The following is a 19,020-nucleotide window of genomic DNA, read 5'->3' as shown; positions in this document are numbered from 1 at the left end:
GCGGGATGAACAAGACGTTCGCGCTGGTGCTCGGGCTGATGGGGTTCATCTACATCGCCTCGGTGATGGGCGTGCTCGGCATCGAGGTCAACGTGGTGGTCGCCCGCCGGCTGTGGCCGCGGGCCCTGCTGACGCCGTTCACCGATCGGGTCGACCTCACCGAGGCCGACCGACGCGCGTACGCCGGCTACGCGCTGATGCAGCGGCACAAGGGCTTCGAGACCGTGGCGGTGACGTTCGAGGGCCGGGACGGGCACGCCCACGAGATCGTGATGGACCCGTCGTGGCTGGCCAAGACCCGCAAGATCAGGATCCGGCGCGACGACCTCGCCCCCGACCCGAACCGACCGATGGAGGACTCCGATGACTGAGCTCGTCCACTACGACCTCGCCGAGGGGATCGCCACGATCACCCTCGACTCGCCGCACAATCGCAACGCGCTCTCCGCCCAGCTGGTCGGCGAGCTGTTCGAACGGCTGGAGCGGGCCGAGAACGACGACGCCGTCCGGGTGGTCGTGCTGGCAGCGAGCGGGACAGTGTTCTGCTCCGGCGCCGACCTGTCGGAGGCCTCGACCGGTGACTTCGCGGAGGGTCCGCGCGCGATCGTGCGGCTGCAGCGGGCGATCGCCACGCACTCCAAGCCGGTGGTGTGTCGACTGCAGGGCGCGGTCCGCGCGGGTGGGATCGGGCTGGTGGCGGCGGCCGACATCGCGGTCGCCGTCGAGTCGGCGAGCTTCGCGCTGACCGAGGTGAAGCTCGGTCTCGCGCCGGCCGCGATCTCGCTCAGCGTGCTGCCGCGGCTGACGCCGAGGGCCGCGGCGTACACCTTCTTGACGGGGGAGAAGTTCACCGCCGCCGACGCGGTCGCGATGGGTCTGGTGACACGTGCCGTGACCGCCGCGGAACTGGACCCGGAGGTACGCCGGATCGCCGCGGAGCTGGCCACCGGTTCGCCGCAGGGCCTGCGCGAGACCAAGCGCCTGGTCAACCGCGATCTGGTGGCCCGCCTCGACGCCGGGGCGGAGGAGATGGCCGAGCTGTCCGCACGGCTGTTCGGCTCCGACGAGGCCCGGGACGCGATGATGGCGTTCCTCTCTCGCGGGAAGTAGCCGGGCGGTTCGTCGAGGTATGCCCAGACGACCTCCGCTTCCCCGGTGGAATTCCGCGAGGGGTGTGCTGGTTCGTCGACATACCTTGATGAACCAGCGGCGCAGGGAAGCCGGTAGGCTTTCCTACTTGCCGCCCGTGGCGGGCGGCGGTCGCGTGACAGGTGGGGAACGCTGCGTTGAGTGAGGATCTGGTCCAGCGGGAGATCGACCGCGAGCAGGGCTTCGTGGATCGGGTGTACGTCCAGCTGGAGGAGTCGGCCCGGGCCGCTCAGGCGCTGGCCAAGGAGGGCCACGACCGCGGCCGGCTCGGTCACGAGGGCGGTCTCGTCGAGCGGGATGCGATGGTCTTCCAGGCCGCGCGCCGGATCGCCCAGCTCGACGCCGCGCACGAGGGGCTGGTCTTCGGGCGGCTCGACATGGACCCGGAGCTCGACCCCGGGCCGCGCTACATCGGCCGGATCGGTCTGCGCGACGAGAACCGCGACTCCCTGCTGATCGACTGGCGGGCCCCCGCGGCGGCGGTGTTCTACCAGGCCACGGCGGCCGAGCCGCAGCACGTCGTACGGCGCCGCGTGCTGCGCTCGGAAGGCCGCCGGGTGATCGGCGTGGAGGACGAGCTGCTCGACTCCTCCGCCTACGAGGGTCTCGAGGCCGAGCTGCCGATCGTGGGCGAGGGCGCGCTGATGGCACAGCTCTCCCGCGCGCGCGATCGCACCATGCACTCGATCGTGGCCACCATCCAGGCCGAGCAGGACAAGGCGATCCGCGCGCCGGCCAAGGGCGTGGTGGCGATCTCCGGCGGCCCGGGCGTCGGCAAGACGGTGGTCGCGCTGCACCGCGCCGCGTACCTGCTCTACACCGACCGGCGTCGCTACGAATCCGGCGGCGTGCTGATCGTCGGCCCCAGCGGCGTGTTCATGAACTACATCGCGCGGGTGCTGCCCTCGCTCGGCGAGACGGCCGTCGCGCTGCGTTCGCTGGGGGAGGTCGTCGACGGCGTCCGCGCGACCCGGCACGACGAGCCGGCCGTGGCCGAGATCAAGGGCTCGGCACGGATGGCCGAGGTGCTTCGCCGGACGGCGCGGCAGCAGGCGCCCGGCGCCCCGGGCGAGTTCCGGATGTTCTACCGCGACGACGTGCTGTCGCTGGACCGCGGTCGACTCGGCCAGCTGCGTCGGCAGCTGATGGGCCAGGGCCGGCGTAACCAGCAGATCCGCCGGGTGCCGCAGGCGATCCTCGACGTGCTGTGGCGGCAGGTGCGCGGTGATCGCGGCCGCGAGCGCGGGAAGGCGGCGTTCGAGGACGAGCTGCTGGGTAGCGCGGCGTTCCTCGACTTCGTCGCCGCCTGGTGGCCGCCGTTGGAGGCTCGCGAGGTGCTCGGCTGGCTGCGCGACCCGGAGATGCTGGCCCGGGTGGCGGAGGGCGTGCTCAGCTCCGACGAGCAGGCCCAGCTGGTCAAGTCGTGGGCCGCGCCCGACCTGTCCATCGAGGACGTGCCGCTGCTCGACGAGCTGCGCTACGCGATCGGCGACGTGCCGGAGGCGGCCGCCGACGAGCGCGACGAGGAGCTCGGCATCAACGTGGCCGAGCTGATGACGGCGGCGGATCGGGAATACGCGAGTGGGCCGGGATGGCGGCCGCCGACGCACCGGATCGAGGACGACCCCTACGCGCACGTGCTCGTCGACGAGGCGCAGGACCTGACGCCGATGCAGTGGCGGATGGTCGGCCGGCGCGGCCGGACCGCGTCGTGGACGATCGTCGGCGACCCCGCGCAGTCCTCGTGGCCGATTCCCGCCGAGGCGGCACAGGCGCGCGCCGCGGCGCTCGAGGGCAAGGCGGTGCACGAGTTCCACCTGTCGACCAACTACCGCAACAGCTCGGAGATCTACGAGTACGCCGCGGCCTACGCCGACCGCGTCGGGCTCGACGCCGACCTGCCCACGGCGGTCCGCTCGACGGGCATCGCGCCGGTGGAGCTGGTCGACGTACCGGACCTGGAGGCGGCGGTGCGGGCCGAGGTCGTCCGGCTGGCCGGCGAGGTCGAGGGGACCGTCGGCATCGTCGTACCTGTCGCGCGACGGGCCGAGGTCAACGGCTGGCTGGCCTCCTGGCCCGAGCTCGCGGAGGCCGCGCCCTCGGCGGCCGCGTCGGCGCGCGACTCCGCCCGAGCGCCCTCGGGCGAGGACCGGGTCGTGGTGCTGACCGGACTGGACACCAAGGGCCTCGAGTTCGACGCGATCGTGGTGGTGCGGCCGCAGGAGATCGAGGACGAGTCGACCACCGGCCGGGCCACGCTCTACGTGGTGCTCACCCGGGCGACTCAGCTGCTGACCACCATCAGCTGATCTGCCTGCCGGGCTTGTAACACGCTGTTCGCCACACTAGAAGGTCGACGCGTCGGCGTGTTAGTGACGTGGACAGCGTGTTACTCCTCCGGGGCGAAGCCCGGATGCTGCGGCCGCTCGAAGAAGAGCACCACGACCAGGCCGGCGACCAGCAGCCCGGCCGGCAGCAGCATCGACTGCGACATCGCCTTGGCGAACGGGCCGAGCACCGGCGCTGGCAGTGAGCTAAGCCCGGAGGCGGCCGCGCCGCTCACGTCGAGACCGTACGACGCCAGCCGGCTGTCCATCAGCACCGCGACAGCGGCCGATCCGATGACCGAGCCCACCTGGCGGGTGGCGTTGTAGATCCCGGCCCCTGCGCCGGCCTGGTCCAGGGGCAGGTTCCGGCTGGTCGTCGCGGAGTTCGGCGCCCAGATGAACGCGTTGCCGACGCCCATCAGGGCGGTGCCCAGCAGGATCGTCCACAACGGCGAGCCGACGCGCATCGAGACCGACAGCCAGACGTACGAGGCCACCATTGCGACGAAGCCGAAGCCGATCAACACCCGCGGGTGCACCCGATCGGTGTGCCGGCCGACGAACCGCGCCAGCGCGATCGCGCAGACGGCCATGGGCAGGAGCAGCATCGCGGCCTGGGTCGGGCTGTCGCCGCGCACCACCTGGGCGTAGAGCATCAGCGGGAAGCCCATCGCCGTGATGACGAAGCCCATGATCGCGATGGACACGTTGCCCAGCGAGAAGTTCCGGTCCCGAAAGAGCCCGAGCGGGACCAGCGGCGCCCGGCGGTTGCGCCACTGCCACCACACGAACACCGCCACGACCGCGAGGCCACCGAGGATCATGGCGAGGATGCCGTGGTCCCAGTGCCGTTGGTGGCCCTCCTGGATGCCGAACACGAGCAGGAACATGCCGACCCCGGAGAGCGCCACGCCCGGCCAGTCGAAGCGCTGGGTGCAGGTGCCGAGCACCGGCACCCAGCGCCGCGCCAGCACGATCGCCAGCGCCACGAACGGCACGTTCATGAAGAAGATCCACTGCCAGCCGAGCAGGCCGACCAGAATGCCGCCGAGCAGCGGCCCCAGAAGCGTGGAGACGCCCACCGTGAGGCCCCACATCGCCAGTGCGCGGCCCCGCACCGCAGGGGCGAAGATGCGGGTGATGATCGCCATCGTCTGCGGCGCCATCAAAGCGGCCCCGAGACCCTGCGCCACCCGCGCGGCGATCAGCATGCCGACGGTGCCGGACAGACCGCACCACAAGGACGCCAGCCCAAAGATCACCAGCCCGATCAGGTAGAGCCGGCGGGGACCGAAACGATCGCCGAGGCGTCCGGTGATCAGCACCGGTACGGCGTAGGCCAGCAGGTAGGCGCTGGTCACCCAGATCGCCTGGTTGACGTCGGCATGCAGCGACGTGATGACGGCGGGCGTGGCGACGGCGACGATCGTCATGTCGATGAGGATGAGGAAGAAGCCCAGGCACAGAGCGCCCAGCGCGTGCCAGGGGCTGCGATCGCTCGGTGCCCGCGGCTCGGTAGGGGCGGGGGCCAGGTCGGTGGTCATCTCGGCGCGCACCTCTCAGTACTCCGGCCAGCGGAACATGAGGGCGGCGCCCAGCGCTCGCTGCCAGACCGAGTCGGGGCGCAGCACCTTCGGCGTCCGGATGGCGTAGACGGCGTACACGCCCTCGGCCTCGGGGACGCGGACCGTCACGGACTTGGCGTCGAACCCTGCTTCGGCGATGACGGCGAGCGTCTCGGTGATGGTCCGCTGCTGGAGCCGCGGCCAGACGCTGTCGAAGAACTCCTGCTGCGGCCGGTGGGCGAGCATGTTCGCCAGCACGATCACGCCGCCGGGCTTGGCGACGGCGCCGGCCGCGGCCAGGAGCCGGGCGGCCAGCCGAAAGCCGTAGCGGCTCCTGGGGATGTGCTCGAAGAGCCCGATCAGGTCCACGACGTCTACGCTGCGGGGCGCGACGTAGCGGGTCATCGGCGTCTTGAGGAAGTTCTTGCGGTGCACCGCCACCCGGTCGGCCCGATGGATGCCACGGGCGTAGCCGACCACCGAGGCGAGCGCGATCGGGTCATGGTCGACGAAGGCGAGGCGGCTCAGGTCGAAGCCCTCGCCCTCGAGCTCGTCGGCCAGCTCGAAGAGCGGCGCGGCGGCACCGCAGCCGACGCTGAGCATGCGCGCGGCGTTGTCGTCGCGTTGCCACAGGTGGCGCCGGATGAGGTAGGTGGCGGCGTCGCCGCGGGTGCGTACGGCGTGCGAGTCGACCACGCCGACGAGGTAGTCGCGGGAGGTCAGGCCGTAGCTGTCCTCGCCGTCGTCGAGACTGCCGCCGGCGAAGAACTTGTCGTACCGACCGAGGATGCGGCGTACCTTGCGGGGGTTCTCGTGGGCGATGAGGTCGCGTGCCGACCGGGTGCCCTCGTCGAAGAGCGGCTGGTCGTAGACGCTCGGGTCGAGGCCCGAGGCGGGTGTCGCCATGGTGCCGACGTGGTGGAGCGTATGCAGCGCGATGGCCCGCTTCGCCACCCTGGACCAGGCCCTGCCGCTGGGGTGGACCCCAGGGTCGAAGAGCCAGTCCACGAAGTCCGGCCGGGCGACCTGCTCGGCCAGCGCGCGGTCGACCGTCGCCTGCTTCCCTTCGGGGAGCAGGAAGCGCGGGCGGGGACGACACAGCTCGACGTCGAGGCCGGAGGCGGCCAGCCGGTCGATCTCGGCGACGACCTCGGGGCGGACCCGGTCGGCCGGGCTGCGGGTGGGCTCTGCGGCGACCTCGGTGCGCGGGCTGGGGACGAGCCAGCGGGCCTGGTCCGGCTCGGTGTCGTGCGACATGGTGGTCTGATCTCCCTCGTCGAGTCGACGGCGCCTCCATGCCGTCGGCTCAGGACGCTACGGACCCACGCCGTCGTACGACCGGCCTCTCAGCCACGGAAAAGGGTGGATTCCTCGCTGGTGACGGCGCTGGCCAGGGCATCGCGGCCGGGCGGCAGGATCCGTCCGGTGAACCGGCCGGACCCGACCCGGTCGATGTTCCCGCGCATCCAGTGGGCGATCGCGTCCAGGGTGTCCTCGGCCAGGTGGTGTCCCGGCGCATCATCGAGGAAGACCACGTCGACGCCGCGCCGGCGTGCTGCCATGGCCGCGTCCACCAGCGGCTGGCGGGCCAGCCGACCGCCCCGGTAGAGATCGCGCAGCCGCCCCTCCAGCGCGACGCAGTCGCCGCGCAGGTCCGGGTCGAGTTCGGCGCCGGCCGCCAGCAGGTCGAGCGTGCGGCCGATGACGTCGTCGAGGAACCGGGAGCGCCGGCGCAGCTCTTCATCCTGGGCCCGCGCCCAGGCCCGCTCCCGCAGCGAAGCCAGCTCCCGGCCGCGCACGGCGGTGGTGCTGCGCTGCATCCGCTGGATAGCGAGGGTGTAGAGCGAGGCGATGGCGGCCGTCGTGGCGGGACGGACGAGCGTCGCGGCGGCCTCGGGGTGCGGTCGGAGCACCACGCAGGCGCCTCCCACCGCCGTGGCCAGGACGGTGCCCGCCAGCGCCGTGAGGGGGCGACCGCGGGTGGCCAGGCCGGCGAGGACGAAGGCGGCACCGGTGAGGTACCAGGCTTCGCCGTACCCGTGAGGCGTCCGGAGCAGCGGCAGGACGGAGGCCCCGACGGACACGAGGAGTACGACGGCGGTGCGGGCGGGCGTCGGCGGCTCCAGGCGCCGCCACCCCATGACAACGAGCCCGACCAGGATCGCCGCCAGTCCGATGTACGACACCCAGTCGCCGGCGAGGACGCACAGCACCATCTGGGTCAGGGCGACGGTGGCGAGGATCACCGACAGCCCCGTGCCCAGGTGTCCGGCGGGTCGCATCGCCGCGACCGACTCCGCCTCGGGGCGACTCCAGGCGAGGACGACCCGGGTGCCGCCGGACCCGGAGGAGACGTCGGCGTCGCCACCCTCGATCGAGGACATCCGGCCCAGGATGCTGACCGAGACCCCCATCCGGTCCGGGCCGACTCGGTGAGGATCGAAGCCGACGCCGTCATCGCTCACCACGATGCGTACGCCGTCGGTCCCCGCCCGGAGCGCCAGCCGGCGGCGGGCGCCATCGCCGGCATGGTCGCGGCTGTTGATCAGCGCCTGCCGTGCGGCTCCGGCCAGGGCGGTCGCCGCCTCGGCGGGCAGGCCGAGGCGGGGCAGTCCGGCGGGGATGAGCAACTCGGCTCCGACCTCCTCGGCACTGTGCCGTAGCCGCTCGACCAGGTCGGACAGCGGCACCGGGACGCTCCCCGGCGTGGCCGTCATCTCGCGGATCAGCCGGCGGCACCGCGCCGCCTTCGCCGCGATCTGGTCGCGGAGCGCGGGCGCGCCGTGGGCGGCCAGGAAGAGGGTCGCGAGCACCTCGTCGTGCACCAGCGCCTGGGTACGTCGGTGGGCGGCGCGAACCGCGCGTTCGGTGGCGGTCCGCTCCGCCGCCGTGAAGGCGTGCGCCACGGCGCGGTCGTGGTCGCGGGCGGCCGCCAGCAGGGCCGCGACCAGCACGATCAGCACGACGGAGGTGGCGGCGGCCTGCACGTCGTTGGCGGTGGAGGTGAGGTCGTGCTGGCCGGTGCCGAGCCGGCCCAGCCGGACGGTTCCGACGGCCACGGCCAGCACCGCGCAGCTGCCCGTCGTTCCCCAGCCGAGCGCGGCGCCGGTGACCGGCAGCGCGATGGTGCTCAGCGTCCAGGGCAGCCGGGTCACGTCCCCCGGAAGGGCGCCGGTGGCCGAGCCGGTCGCCACCGCCAGCAGCGGCGCGAGGTGGCCGACCACGGCCAGGCGGTTGAGCAGCCGCACCTCCTCCCCGCCGGCCCAGGGTGACCGGGCGGCGGCGAGAACCGCCAGCAGCAGACCCACCAGGACGGGAGCGGTGTACGACCACGGCAGCGCGCGCGGGTCGGGCACCACCGCGCGCCGCGACACGATGATCACCAGCGTCACCACGCCGCCGGCGATGGTGAGCAGTCGTGCCACCCGCAGCTCGGTGGAGGGCGCCCGGGCGCTCACCGCTGGGTCGGCACCGGCAGGTAGCCGTCCTCTACCCCACGCTGGTAGAGCTCGACCTTGGTGTTGGCCGGCCGGCACAGCCGCTGGTAGACCAGCCGGATGCGGCGGATGTGGTCGTCGACGGTGTTCTCGCTGACATGGAGCCGACGGGCGACCGCCTTCGCCCCGAGGCCGGAGGCGTAGAGCGCCAGCACCTCACGCTCCCGGTCGGTCAGCGGCGCGCTGGCGAAGTCCGCGTCGGCGTCGACCGCGGCCGCCCACTCGGTGGTGATGATCGGCTCCCCGCGCGCCGCCCGGGCGATGGCCTCGCCGATCTCGTCGACGGGAGCGGACTTGCGCACGATGCCGAGCGCGTCGGAGCGCGAGACATCGCGGACGAGATAGGGGTTCTCGCCGGAGGTCACCACCAGGACCCCGGCGCCCCAGGCGGTGAGCCGGGCGACATTCTCGGCTGGCTGCGTGTCGTCACGCAGGTTGAGATCGAGGACGACGAGGTCCGCGCGTGGCCCTCGGGCCAGAAGCTCGGTGACGGTGGCCCGGCGGCCGGCGTACTCCAGCCCGGGCTGAGCGTCGATGAGAGCACCCAGGGCCAGCGCGACGACCTCGTGGTCGTCGACGATCGCCACCCGTGCCGCTGACACCGCGACGTCCATGAGCGCCTCCCTGCGCGATCGCCGGTCCTGCTCCCGGCAGCAGGATAGAGGGCCGGCGTGGGCGCTGGCCGGGAAACGGACGACCTCGCCGGGTCACCGAGACGCTCGTCTAGCCTTGGCGCATGACGACCGCACCCGCCGCCCGGGAAGCCATCGAGGCAATCACGGGGCACGAGGCGTGGGCGATCATCCGTCGGTCGACGCGGGCCGGGGACCGTGACACCGTTGGCATCATCGGCGGCAGCCGCAGCGAGGTGGGCTCGATCCTCGACGTACCCCTGGAGGAGGGGGCGCCCGGCGACGGTCACGTCGCGGACCGGCTGGTCGCGATCCCGTTCCGGCAGGTGGCCGAGCGCGGGTTCGAGGCGCACGACGACGGTACGCCGCTGGTCGTCGTCGACATCGCCGAGGAGCACGAGTTCTCCGTCGCCGAGGTGATCGAGGCGATCGACGACCAGCCGATCGAGTTCACCGACCGCGGCGGCTTCGAGACCGACGACGCCGAGTACGAGAAGATCGTGCGGCAGATCATCGACGAGGAGATCGGCCAGGGCGAGGGCGCCAACCTGGTCATCGCGCGGCACTACCGCGCCACCGTGGAGGACTGGGGCACCGCCAAGGCGCTGGCGGTCTTCAAGCGGCTGCTCGAGCGCGAGCGCGGGGCCTACTGGACCTATGTGTTCTTCACCGGCGACCGCTACCTGATCGGCGCCAGCCCCGAGCGACACGTCTCCGTGCACGGCGGCGACGTCCGGATGAACCCGATCTCGGGCACGTTCCGACTGCCGGTCACCGGCGCCGCCGAGGAGTTGAAGCCGCAGCTCCTGGAGTTCCTCACCGACGAGAAGGAGATCTACGAGCTCTTCATGGTCGTCGACGAGGAGCTGAAGATGATGTGCGACATCTGCACCGAGGGGGGCCAGGTGCTCGGGCCGTTCCTCAAGCCGATGTCGCGGCTGATCCACACCGAGTACCTCCTGGCCGGCCGCTCCACCCGCGACCCGCGCGAGATCCTGCGCGACACGATGTACGCCGCCACCGTCACCGGCTCGCCGGTCGAGAACGCCTGCCGGCTGATCAAGGCCTACGAGCCGCAGGGCCGCGGCTACTACGGCGCCGCACTGGCGATCCTCGGTCGGGACGCGTCCGGCGCCCCCGTGGTCGACAGCCCGATCGTGATCCGCACCGCCGACGTCTCGCCGGCCGGCGAGCTGAAGGTCAGTGCCGGTGCGACGTTGGTCCGCGACAGCGACCCGGCGTACGAGGTGGCCGAGACGCACGCCAAGGCGGGCGGGATCCTCTCCGCGTTCGGCCTGGTCGGCGCGGCGCCGGCCTCCAGTGCCGATGTCGCCGAGCTGGTCGTCGACGAGGACGTGCTGCTCGAGCTCAACAAGCGCAATCGCCGGCTCTCGTCGTTCTGGCTCGCCGACCAGGGCGGCTCCGACCCCGACCCCCGGCTGCGCGGCAAGCACGCGGTGATCCTCGACGGCGAGGACGACTTCGTGAACATGCTGCGCCACATCCTCGGCGTCATGGGCCTGACCTCCAGCGTGGTCCGTCACGAGGACTATGCGCCCGGTGTGTTCACCGACGCCGACCTGGTCATCGTCGGGCCCGGCCCGGGCGACCCGCGCGCCGACGACGACCCCAAGATGGCCCAGCTGCGCGCCGCCGTGGACGAGCTGCTGTCCGAGCGGAAGCCGTTCCTGGCGGTCTGCCTCGGCCACCAGGCGCTGTGCCACCGGCTCGGCCTGGACCTGCAGTACAAGGACATCGTCTTCCAGGGCACCCAGTCGCCGATCGCACTGGGTGGCCGTACCGAGCGGGTCGGCTTCTACAACACGTTCGTCGGCCGGGTGGGCGAGAGCGGACTGCCCGAGGGGGTCGGCATCGAGGCGGATCCCGAGAGCGGGGACGTCCACGCCGTGGCCGGCCCCCACTACCGCGGAATCCAGTTCCACGCCGAGTCGATCCTCACCGAGCACGGGTACGACCTGCTGCACGACCTGGTGAGCGAGCTCCTGCCGTCCTGACGCGTGGCTCGACGATGTGCCGTCGACATGCCCGGCGAGTACGCCGCGACCCGTTCGCCGCCGGCTCGCCTCTCGACGCCTTGGTCCTGTGACAGTCTTGGCGTATGGGCATCCACCTGCGGAACGTCGTGCTCGACACCACGGACGTGCCGCGGCTCGCGGAGTTCTACCGCCGGCTGCTCGGATGGCGCTATCCGGACGGCTTCGAGGTCGGCCCCGAGGACTACCTCGACTGGCGCTCGATCGTGGGCCCCGAAGGCCAGCGGCTCTCCTTCCAGCAGGCCGAGTCGGTGACCCCCACCACCTGGCCGGACCCGGCCGTGCCCCAGCAGTTCCACCTCGACTTCCTGGTCGACAGCGTCGAGGAGCTCGAGGACCAACACCGGCGGGCACTGGCACTGGGGGCCGAGGTTCGGATGGATCGAAGCGACGATCCGCAGGAGCCGCTGCGGGTCTACACCGATCCCAGCGGCCACACCTTCTGCCTCTTCGCCTGGCCGGACCGGAGCCAGTGATGTTCACCGAAAGATCCCGACGCGAGAAGTAGGTAGGTACCAAGCGATGGCTACCGTGGAAGACATGGAGCAACCGCACGTCATCGTGCTGTTCGGCGCGACAGGTGACCTGGCCCGACGCAAGCTGCTGCCCGGCCTGCTGAGGCTGTTCGAGGCCGGCCTGCTCCGCGATGCCATGATCGTGGGCACCTCGCTGGAGGACATCGACTCCGAGCAGTGGGCCAAGCTCGCCCGGCAGGCCTGCGAGGAGTTCGGCAAGACCGAGGTCACCGACGAGCGTTGGGCGCCGTTCGAGGCGATGCTGAGCTACGTGCCGACCGGCAAGGGCCCGCACGCGCTGGCCGACCTGGTTCGCGAGGCCGAGCGCAAGCTGGAGCCGCTGGGTCGCGTGATCGGCCGGCTGCACTACCTCAGCGTGCCGCCGAAGGCAGCCATCGACGTGATCCGGCAGCTGGAGGAGGCTGGCCTGGTCGAGCGCGCCCGGATCATCATGGAGAAGCCGTTCGGCACCGACCTGGCTTCGGCCAAGGTGCTCAACGCCAAGATCCACGAGGTCTTCGCCGAGGAGCAGATCTTCCGGATCGACCACTTCCTGGGCAAGGAGGCGGCCCAGAACATCCTCGCCTTCCGGTTCGCCAACGGCCTGTTCGAGCCGATCTGGAACCGCAACTTCATCGACCACGTGCAGATCGACGTACCGGAGACGCTCGGGCTGGAGGGGCGCACCGCGTTCTACGAGACCACCGGCGCCTACCGCGACATGGTGGTCACCCACCTGATGCAGATCCTGGCGTTCATGGCGATGGAGCCGCCGACCTCGTTGGCGCCGGGGCCGATCAGCGACGAGAAGAACAAGGTCTTCCGCTCCATCCGCCCGCTGGACCCGCGCAACGTGGTGCGGGGCCAGTACACCGGCTACCGCGGCAAGAACGAGGTCGCCGACGACTCCGACACCGAGACGTTCGTGGCGCTCAAGGTGACCATCGACAACTGGCGATGGGCCGGCGTGCCGTTCTTCCTGCGCACCGGCAAGAAGATGGCCGAGGGGGCGCGGATCATCTCGATCGCGTTCAAGGAGCCGCCGCTGACGATGTTCCCGGCGGGATCGAACGCCGGCACCCAGGGCCCCGACCATCTCACCTTCGACCTGGCCGACCAGTCGAAGATGTCGCTGTCGTTCTACGGCAAGCGGCCCGGGCCCGGGATGAAGCTGGAGAAGCTCTCCATGCAGTTCGCGACCTCGGAGACATCGTCCTCGACCGGCGTACTGGAGGCCTACGAGCGGCTCATCCACGACGCGATGCGCGGCGACCACACCCTGTTCACCACCGCCGAGGGCATCGAGACGCTGTGGGAGATCTCCCAGCCGCTGCTCGACAACCCGCCGCCGGTGCGGCTCTACGCCCCCGGCTCGTGGGGCCCGAACGCGATCCACCAGCTGATCGCGCCGCACGCCTGGCGACTGCCCTTCGAGCGGTCCTGGCGGGAGACGGGTACGACGACCAACCGCCGCTGAGGGCTCGCCCTCCACAGTGTCGCCCCCGCCAAAGTGTCACCGTGACACCTTGCGTCCAGAGTGACAGGTCTGAAGTGTCACCCGCGGCGTGAACTATCACCGTGACACTTTGGGCGTGGCTTGCGGCGCAGCACATACCCGGTATATACATACTCAGTATTCATCGAGGGGGGCCCGGGATGTCGGTCAAGCAGGCACTGCTGGCGCTGTTGGAGCACGAGCCGATGTACGGCTACCAGCTGCGCGCCGCCTTCGAACAGCACACCGGGTCGACCTGGCCGCTGAACGTGGGTCAGGTCTACACGACGCTGACCCGGCTGGAGCGCGACGGCCACGTGGAGAGCGCCGGCAGCGATGCCGAGGGGCACGTCGTCTACCGGATCACCGCCCAGGGACGCGAGGAGGTGGCCGCGTGGTTCACCACGCCAGTGCCGCGCACCCAGCCCCCGCGCGACGAGCTCGCCATCAAGCTGGCGCTGGCGGTGACCGTCCCGGGCGTCGACGTCGGCACCGTGATCCAGCAGCAGCGCAGCGCCACCATGGCCGCGCTGCAGGACTACACCCGGCTCAAGAAGCAGGCCGGCCCCGACGATCTCGCCTGGAGCCTGGTGATCGACTCGCTGGTCTTCGCGGCCGAGGCCGAGATCCGCTGGCTCGACCACTGCGAGGCGCGGCTGCGGCGAGCCGCGATCGAGCGCACGCCCGCCCCGGCGACCGAACCGAAGGAGCGGGTCCGATGACCGAGGTGGAGACCGCCCGGCGCCTCGACCGGGCCGAGCGATGCTGGCTCGTCGAGGCCCGACGCCGGCTCCAGCAGGCGGCTCGGCGCCCCCGCTCGGGGGAGCCGTCGCGGCGACGCCGAGGAGACCCGATGAGCGCCGTGCTGCGCCTGGACCAGGTCACCCGGGTGCACGGCAGCGGCGTCCAGGCGGTGCAGGCGCTGCGCGGCGTGACGATGGAGGTGTACGCCGGGGAGCTGGTGGCGGTGATGGGCCCCAGCGGCTCGGGCAAGTCCACCCTGCTGACCCTGGCGGGCGGGCTCGACCGGCCGAGCGAGGGACACGTCCTGGTCGAGGGTCAGGATCTGGCCGACCTCGGACACCAGGGCGTCGCCCGGCTGCGGCGTACCTCCGTCGGCTATGTCTTCCAGGACTTCAACCTCATCCCCGCACTCACCGCGGCCGAGAACGTCGCGCTGCCGCTGGAGCTGGACGGCACCGCCGCCCGTGCCGCCCGCAGGGCCGCGCTGGCCGCGCTGGCCGAGGTGGGGCTGGGTGAGCTGGCCGGGCGGTTCCCCGACGAGATGTCCGGCGGGCAGCAGCAACGAGTCGCGATCGCCCGGGCGGTGGTCGGCGAGCGCAGGCTGGTGCTCGCCGACGAGCCCACCGGTGCGCTCGACACCGAGACCGGCGAGGAGATCCTGCGGCTGCTGCGCGGCCGCTGCGACGCGGGTGCGGCCGGCGTACTGGTCACGCACGAGCCGCGGCACGCCGCCTGGGCCGACCGGGTGGTCTTCCTGCGCGACGGCGTGGTCGTCGACGAGACCGGTACGACGCCGGCCGAGTCGCTGCTGGAGGCGACGTGACCGGCTGGCGCCTCGCCCTGCGGATCGCACGTCGGGAGGTGCTGCGGGCCAGAGCCCGCTCGCTGCTGGCGCTGGTGATGATCACGCTGCCGGTGCTCGGCGTGGTCACCGCGGATGTGCTCTACCGCACCCAGGACGTGAACACCGCCGAGGGCCTGGACCGCAGCCTGGGCGTCCACGGCGCCGCGCTGGTGCGCACTCAGAAGCCGGCCTTCCCGATCGAGCAGCAGGGGCCCGATCCCGAGCACGGCGCCGGCTACCTGGTCGGCGACAAGCAGCTGCCGCACCCGACGACGCCGGCCGACATCGAGGCCGTCTTGGGCCACCGGGAGCTGCTGCCGCTCGCCGACGGCCAGACGGTCGTCGACACCGCCCGCGGCAAGACGCCGGCGCAGGCCAGCGAGCTGGACCTCGCCAACCCGCTTGCGGCCGGGCTGTTCCGGCTCGAGTCGGGGCGGTGGCCGCGAACCACCGGCGAGGTGGTGGTCAACGAGTACCTGGCCGGCCGCGGCCCGGCACTGGGCGATGCCCTGGTCGTCACGCATTCCGACGGCAGCACGGCTCGGCTGCGGGTGGTGGGCATCGCCGAGTCGGCGACGTACCGCAGCACGCCCGTCGTGGCCGGCCTGCCCGGCAGTCTCGGCCTCGACGCCGCCGGCGAGCAGACCTGGCTGGTGGGCGGTGGCCCGGTCGACTGGAGCCAGGTGCAGGCGCTCAACGCCCGCGGCGCGACAGTGCTCTCCCGTGCGGTCGTCGAGCATCCGCCGGCGCTGCCGCGGATCGGCCCGGCACCCGACCACAGCCAGACCCTGACCATCGCCGGCCTGGTGGTCGCGATGGTGCTCATCGAGGTGGTCCTGTTGGCCGGGCCGTCCTTTGCCGTCGGTGCGCGCCGGCAGCAGCGAGCATTGGCGCTGCTCGCCGCCGCCGGGGGTACGCCGAGGCAGACCCGCCGGGTCGTCCTCGCCAACGGCGTGGTCCTCGGCGCGGTCGCGGCCGTGGTGGGCGTCGTCGGTGGCATCGGGCTGGCCCGGCTGCTCCAGCCTCTGCTGCAGCGGCGCAGCGACGTCTGGTTCGGGCCGTTCCAGGTCGCGCCGCTGGATCTGCTCGGGGTGGCGGCGTTCGGTGTGGTCAGTGCGCTGCTGGCCGCCGTCGTACCCGCCTGGGTGGCCTCACGCCAGGACGTGGTGGCGGTGCTCGCCGGACGCCGGGGCGAGGCACGCCCGTCGCGGCGCAGCCCGCTCATCGGGCTGGTGCTACTCGGCGTCGGCGTGGCCCTGGCCCTGGCCGGTGCCCATGGGCACGGCAGTCAGTCCATCGCCCTGGCCGCGGTCGTGTGCGTGCTCGGCATGGTGCTGCTGGTGCCGATCGTGGTGGCGACGCTGGCGCGGCTGGGCCGGCACCTCCCGCTCCCGCTCCGGTTCGCGGTGCGCGACGCCGCCCGGCACCGCACTCGGACGGTGCCCGCCGTCGCCGCGGTCGCGGCCACCGTCGCCAGCGTGGTGGCGCTCGGCATCTCGACCAGCAGCGACCAGCGGGAGAGTCGTGAGCTCTACCAGCCGGTGCTGGCCATGGGTGACGCGACGGTCTCGCCCTACACCGCGTATCAGGGGGCGCCCCCGACCGACTGGGCGAGCGTGACGGCGCGGGTGACCCGGGCGGGGGTGCGGGCGGTCCCGCTGCAGGGTCAGGCGGTGGACCCCGACGCGAGCGACTACGTCAGCGTGCGGGCGCAGGGCGGGCCGGGCGGGTCGGGCGGGTCGGGCAACGAGCTGGCGCCGTACTCCTATGGCGGTGCCCTCGACTCCGACATCCTGGTCTCCGCCGGTGAGATGCCGGGGATCTTCGACGGCGTCCCGGGGCTGGATCGGACCGCGGCGCGTGCCGTGCTGGCCGAGGGCGGCGCCGTCGTCTTCGCGCAGAGCTCCGGACCGGACCGGGTCGTGCTCAAGCGACGGCACACCGACGACCAGGGCCACGACGTGACCGCCCAGCGCGCGAGCGTGCCGGCGCTGGTCGTCGACACCGGCAGTGGCACGGTGCCGGTGCGAGCGGTGCTGTCCCCGGCCGCTGCCCACGCCGTCGGCTTGCGGGTCGGCCAGGTCGGCCTGTACCTGCCGCACCCTCGGCTCTCCGCGGACCAGCAGCGCGATCTCGACGAGTCGCTGCAGGGTGCCGGCGCCTTGCTGTACGTCGAGCGCGGCTACCAGCCCGACACCGCCACCCGGCTGATCCGGATCATCCTGTTCGCGCTCGGGGCGGTGCTGATGCTGGGTGGCACGCTGACCGCGACGTTCCTCGCGTTGGCCGATGCCCGGCCCGACCTGGCGACGCTGGCGGCGGTCGGGGCGGCGCCGCGGACCAGGCGCGGGATCGCGGCGGCGTACGCCCTGGCCGTCGGGCTGGTCGGTGCGGTGCTGGGGGCGGCGGTCGGCTTCGTGCCCGGCATCGCGATCAGCTACCCGATCACCCGCACTCCCTGCAATGTCGGGGTCTGCCGGGGCCAGTGGGTCGGGCCGTTCATCGACGTCCCGTGGCTGATGATCTTGGGCCTGGTGGTCGGGCTGCCGCTGGTGGTCGCCGCCGTGGTCGGGCTGGTTGCCCGGTCGCGGCTGCCGGTCACGGCCCGGCTGATGTAACACGCTGTCCACCGCACTGGACGGTCGACGCGGCGACCGTCCAGTGACGTGGACAGCGTGTTACATGTGGCGCCGGCGGTAGCCTGTCGCCACCATGCTCAGCCACCAGACCGCTGGCTCGCCGCGCCGCGGTCGGGCGGTCGGCGACGTCCTCGCGCCGGTGCTGATCTTCGTGGCGGCGTTCGTGGTGCGGCTGCTGCCGGTGCTGCGCGGCGGCGGCCTGCGCTACTACGGCCGCTACGACGACGGGGTCTACTACACCGCTGCCGAGGCGCTGGGCTTCGGGCACCTGCCCTATCGCGACTTCGTCATGCTGCATCCGCCCGGCAGCACCCTCCTGCTGCTCCCCTTCACCCTGCTCGGGCGACTGACCTCCGATCCGGTCGGCATGACGGTGGCGCGGCTGTCCTTCATGGCCCTCGGCGGCGTCAGCGCCGTGCTGGTCTACACGATCGCACGCGGCTGGGGTCGCGGCCGCGGTGTGTTCGCGGGCCTGATCTACGCCGCATCCGCGGCTGCGGCCTACAGCGAACAGGCGACGTTCCTGGAGCCGATCGGCTCCGTGCTCACGCTGGCGGCGGTGCTGGTGCTGTGCCGCCGCGCCGACCGCCGCGCGACCCGGCTCGAGATCGTCTGCGGAGCACTGCTGGGACTGAGCTGCACCGTCAAGATCTGGTACGCCGGCATCGCGGCGGCACTCGTCCTCGTCCTCCTGCTGCGCCGCGAGCCGCGGGCGGCCGCCCGGGTGACGGCTGCCGCGGTGGTGACGACCGCGGTCGTGGTCCTGCCGTTCCTGATCGCGGCGCCGGGCCGGATGTGGACCATGGTGGTCGCCGACCAGTTCGACCGGACCGGCGCGCGGGCGCCGCTGGTCGGCCGGATCTCGAGCATCGTCGGCACGAAGGCGGTGCTGGCCGGACGGAGCCCCGCGCTGGTGCATGCGGTGGCGGTCGTGCTCGTCCTGCTGGTCATCGTCGCGGTGGTCGCCTGCCTGCCGGACCGGGAGGCCTGGCTGCCCGTCGGGCTGCTGGTCAGCGCGACCGCGATCCTGCTGGCGAGTCCGGCGTACTTCCGTCACTACGGCGTCCTGCTCACCGCGCCCATCGCGCTGGTCGTGCCGATCGGTCTCGGACGGCTGGGGGCACAGATCCCTCGGCCGATGGTCCGGCGCGGGCTCGTCACGCTGGCGGCGGTGGCGGTCGCAGCGTCGGGGCTTCGGGTCGCCGCATCGCGAACCGGCGATGCGTTCCCAGGCGGGCGGTTCGCCGCCGCGGCGCCGGCAGGCTGCATCGCCGCGGACGACCCGGCGGCGCTGATCCAGATGGACCGGCTGAGTGCGGACTTCCGCGCCGGCTGCGCCGTACCCGTCGACGTCACCGGCGCCAGCTACGGCGCGCCGGCGCCGCGCGCGGAGAACGGCGCGTTCCACGCCTGGCTGATGGGGCACCTGCTCCAGTAAGAGTCCCCGGGAGTGGTGGGGTTTGAGGGACCACGGCGAGGCTGCCTGACGTAGGCGGCCATCGGCGGGATCTTCGGTGTGTACGGCCAAGCACGCACTGAAGAGGAGCCCCATCCGATGG

General features: G+C 72.3%; 13 protein-coding genes and 1 pseudogene. 10 read left to right on the top strand and 4 right to left on the bottom strand.

All coding sequences use genetic code 11. The features are described from left to right. The 3 genes and pseudogenes from VHA72_RS05645 to VHA72_RS05635 form a co-directional block, all read left to right on the top strand. Nucleotides 1-371: pseudogene (locus tag VHA72_RS05645) on the top strand (ribonuclease BN); the annotation flags it as partial. Continuing rightward, a complete protein-coding gene (locus tag VHA72_RS05640) occupies nt 364-1,110 on the top strand; it encodes an enoyl-CoA hydratase family protein (protein WP_325573464.1) in 747 nt (248 codons plus the stop codon). The pseudogene VHA72_RS05645 and the gene VHA72_RS05640, both read left to right, overlap by 8 nt. A 176-nt stretch (nt 1,111-1,286) precedes the next feature. Beyond that, entirely contained in the window at nt 1,287-3,458 is a 2,172-nt protein-coding gene (locus VHA72_RS05635) for a HelD family protein (RefSeq protein WP_325573463.1), read from the top strand. An 80-nt stretch (nt 3,459-3,538) separates the two neighbouring features. Here the strand turns inward: VHA72_RS05635 and VHA72_RS05630 are convergent, their stop codons facing one another. The 4 genes from VHA72_RS05630 to VHA72_RS05615 all read right to left on the bottom strand — a co-directional run bounded on the left by VHA72_RS05630 (nt 3,539) and on the right by VHA72_RS05615 (nt 9,152). Further along, on the bottom strand, nt 3,539-5,020 hold the full coding sequence (locus VHA72_RS05630; RefSeq protein WP_325573462.1) for an MFS transporter: 1,482 nt from the start codon (nt 5,018-5,020) through the stop codon (nt 3,539-3,541). A gap of 15 nt (nt 5,021-5,035) precedes the next feature. Further along, the gene (locus VHA72_RS05625) at nt 5,036-6,298 is read right to left on the bottom strand and encodes a hypothetical protein (protein WP_325573461.1); all 1,263 of its coding nucleotides are present in this window, start codon (nt 6,296-6,298) and stop codon (nt 5,036-5,038) included. A gap of 89 nt (nt 6,299-6,387) precedes the next feature. Next, complete coding sequence (locus VHA72_RS05620; RefSeq protein ID WP_325573460.1) at nt 6,388-8,499, bottom strand: sensor histidine kinase; 2,112 nt, start codon at nt 8,497-8,499, stop codon at nt 6,388-6,390. Beyond that, nucleotides 8,496-9,152 (bottom strand): response regulator transcription factor, encoded by a 657-nt coding sequence (locus VHA72_RS05615; protein WP_325573459.1) that lies wholly within the window; start codon nt 9,150-9,152, stop codon nt 8,496-8,498. The genes VHA72_RS05620 and VHA72_RS05615 overlap by 4 nt, the downstream gene beginning before the upstream one ends. Before the next feature lie 122 nt (nt 9,153-9,274). On the opposite strand from VHA72_RS05615, the gene VHA72_RS05610 reads away from it, so the two are divergent. The 7 genes from VHA72_RS05610 to VHA72_RS05580 all read left to right on the top strand — a co-directional run bounded on the left by VHA72_RS05610 (nt 9,275) and on the right by VHA72_RS05580 (nt 18,899). After that, nucleotides 9,275-11,185: an anthranilate synthase family protein gene (locus VHA72_RS05610; RefSeq protein ID WP_325573458.1), complete on the top strand. Its 1,911-nt coding sequence runs from the start codon at nt 9,275-9,277 to the stop codon at nt 11,183-11,185. A gap of 104 nt (nt 11,186-11,289) precedes the next feature. Next, a complete protein-coding gene (locus tag VHA72_RS05605) occupies nt 11,290-11,700 on the top strand; it encodes a VOC family protein (protein WP_325573457.1) in 411 nt (136 codons plus the stop codon). Nucleotides 11,701-11,764: 64 nt separating this feature from the next. Further along, the gene (zwf, locus tag VHA72_RS05600; RefSeq protein WP_325573456.1) at nt 11,765-13,216 is read left to right on the top strand and encodes a glucose-6-phosphate dehydrogenase; all 1,452 of its coding nucleotides are present in this window, start codon (nt 11,765-11,767) and stop codon (nt 13,214-13,216) included. Between the two features lie 179 nt (nt 13,217-13,395). Beyond that, nucleotides 13,396-13,956: a PadR family transcriptional regulator gene (locus VHA72_RS05595; protein ID WP_325573455.1), complete on the top strand. Its 561-nt coding sequence runs from the start codon at nt 13,396-13,398 to the stop codon at nt 13,954-13,956. Nucleotides 13,957-14,087: 131 nt separating this feature from the next. Further along, a complete protein-coding gene (locus VHA72_RS05590; protein ID WP_325573465.1) occupies nt 14,088-14,801 on the top strand; it encodes an ABC transporter ATP-binding protein in 714 nt (237 codons plus the stop codon). Further along, nucleotides 14,798-17,440 carry an FtsX-like permease family protein gene (locus VHA72_RS05585; protein WP_325573454.1) on the top strand — a complete coding sequence of 881 codons (2,643 nt, stop codon included), beginning with the start codon at nt 14,798-14,800 and terminating at the stop codon, nt 17,438-17,440. The genes VHA72_RS05590 and VHA72_RS05585 overlap by 4 nt, the downstream gene beginning before the upstream one ends. Nucleotides 17,441-17,534: 94 nt before the next feature. Beyond that, nucleotides 17,535-18,899 (top strand): glycosyltransferase 87 family protein, encoded by a 1,365-nt coding sequence (locus tag VHA72_RS05580; RefSeq protein WP_325573453.1) that lies wholly within the window; start codon nt 17,535-17,537, stop codon nt 18,897-18,899. Nucleotides 18,900-19,020 lie beyond the last annotated feature (121 nt).

This window comes from Nocardioides sp. (genome assembly GCF_035547795.1).
Classification (GTDB): domain Bacteria; phylum Actinomycetota; class Actinomycetes; order Propionibacteriales; family Nocardioidaceae; genus Nocardioides.
Note: the sequence above shows the minus strand (reverse complement) of the source record. Positions and strands in the feature narration are given on the sequence as shown.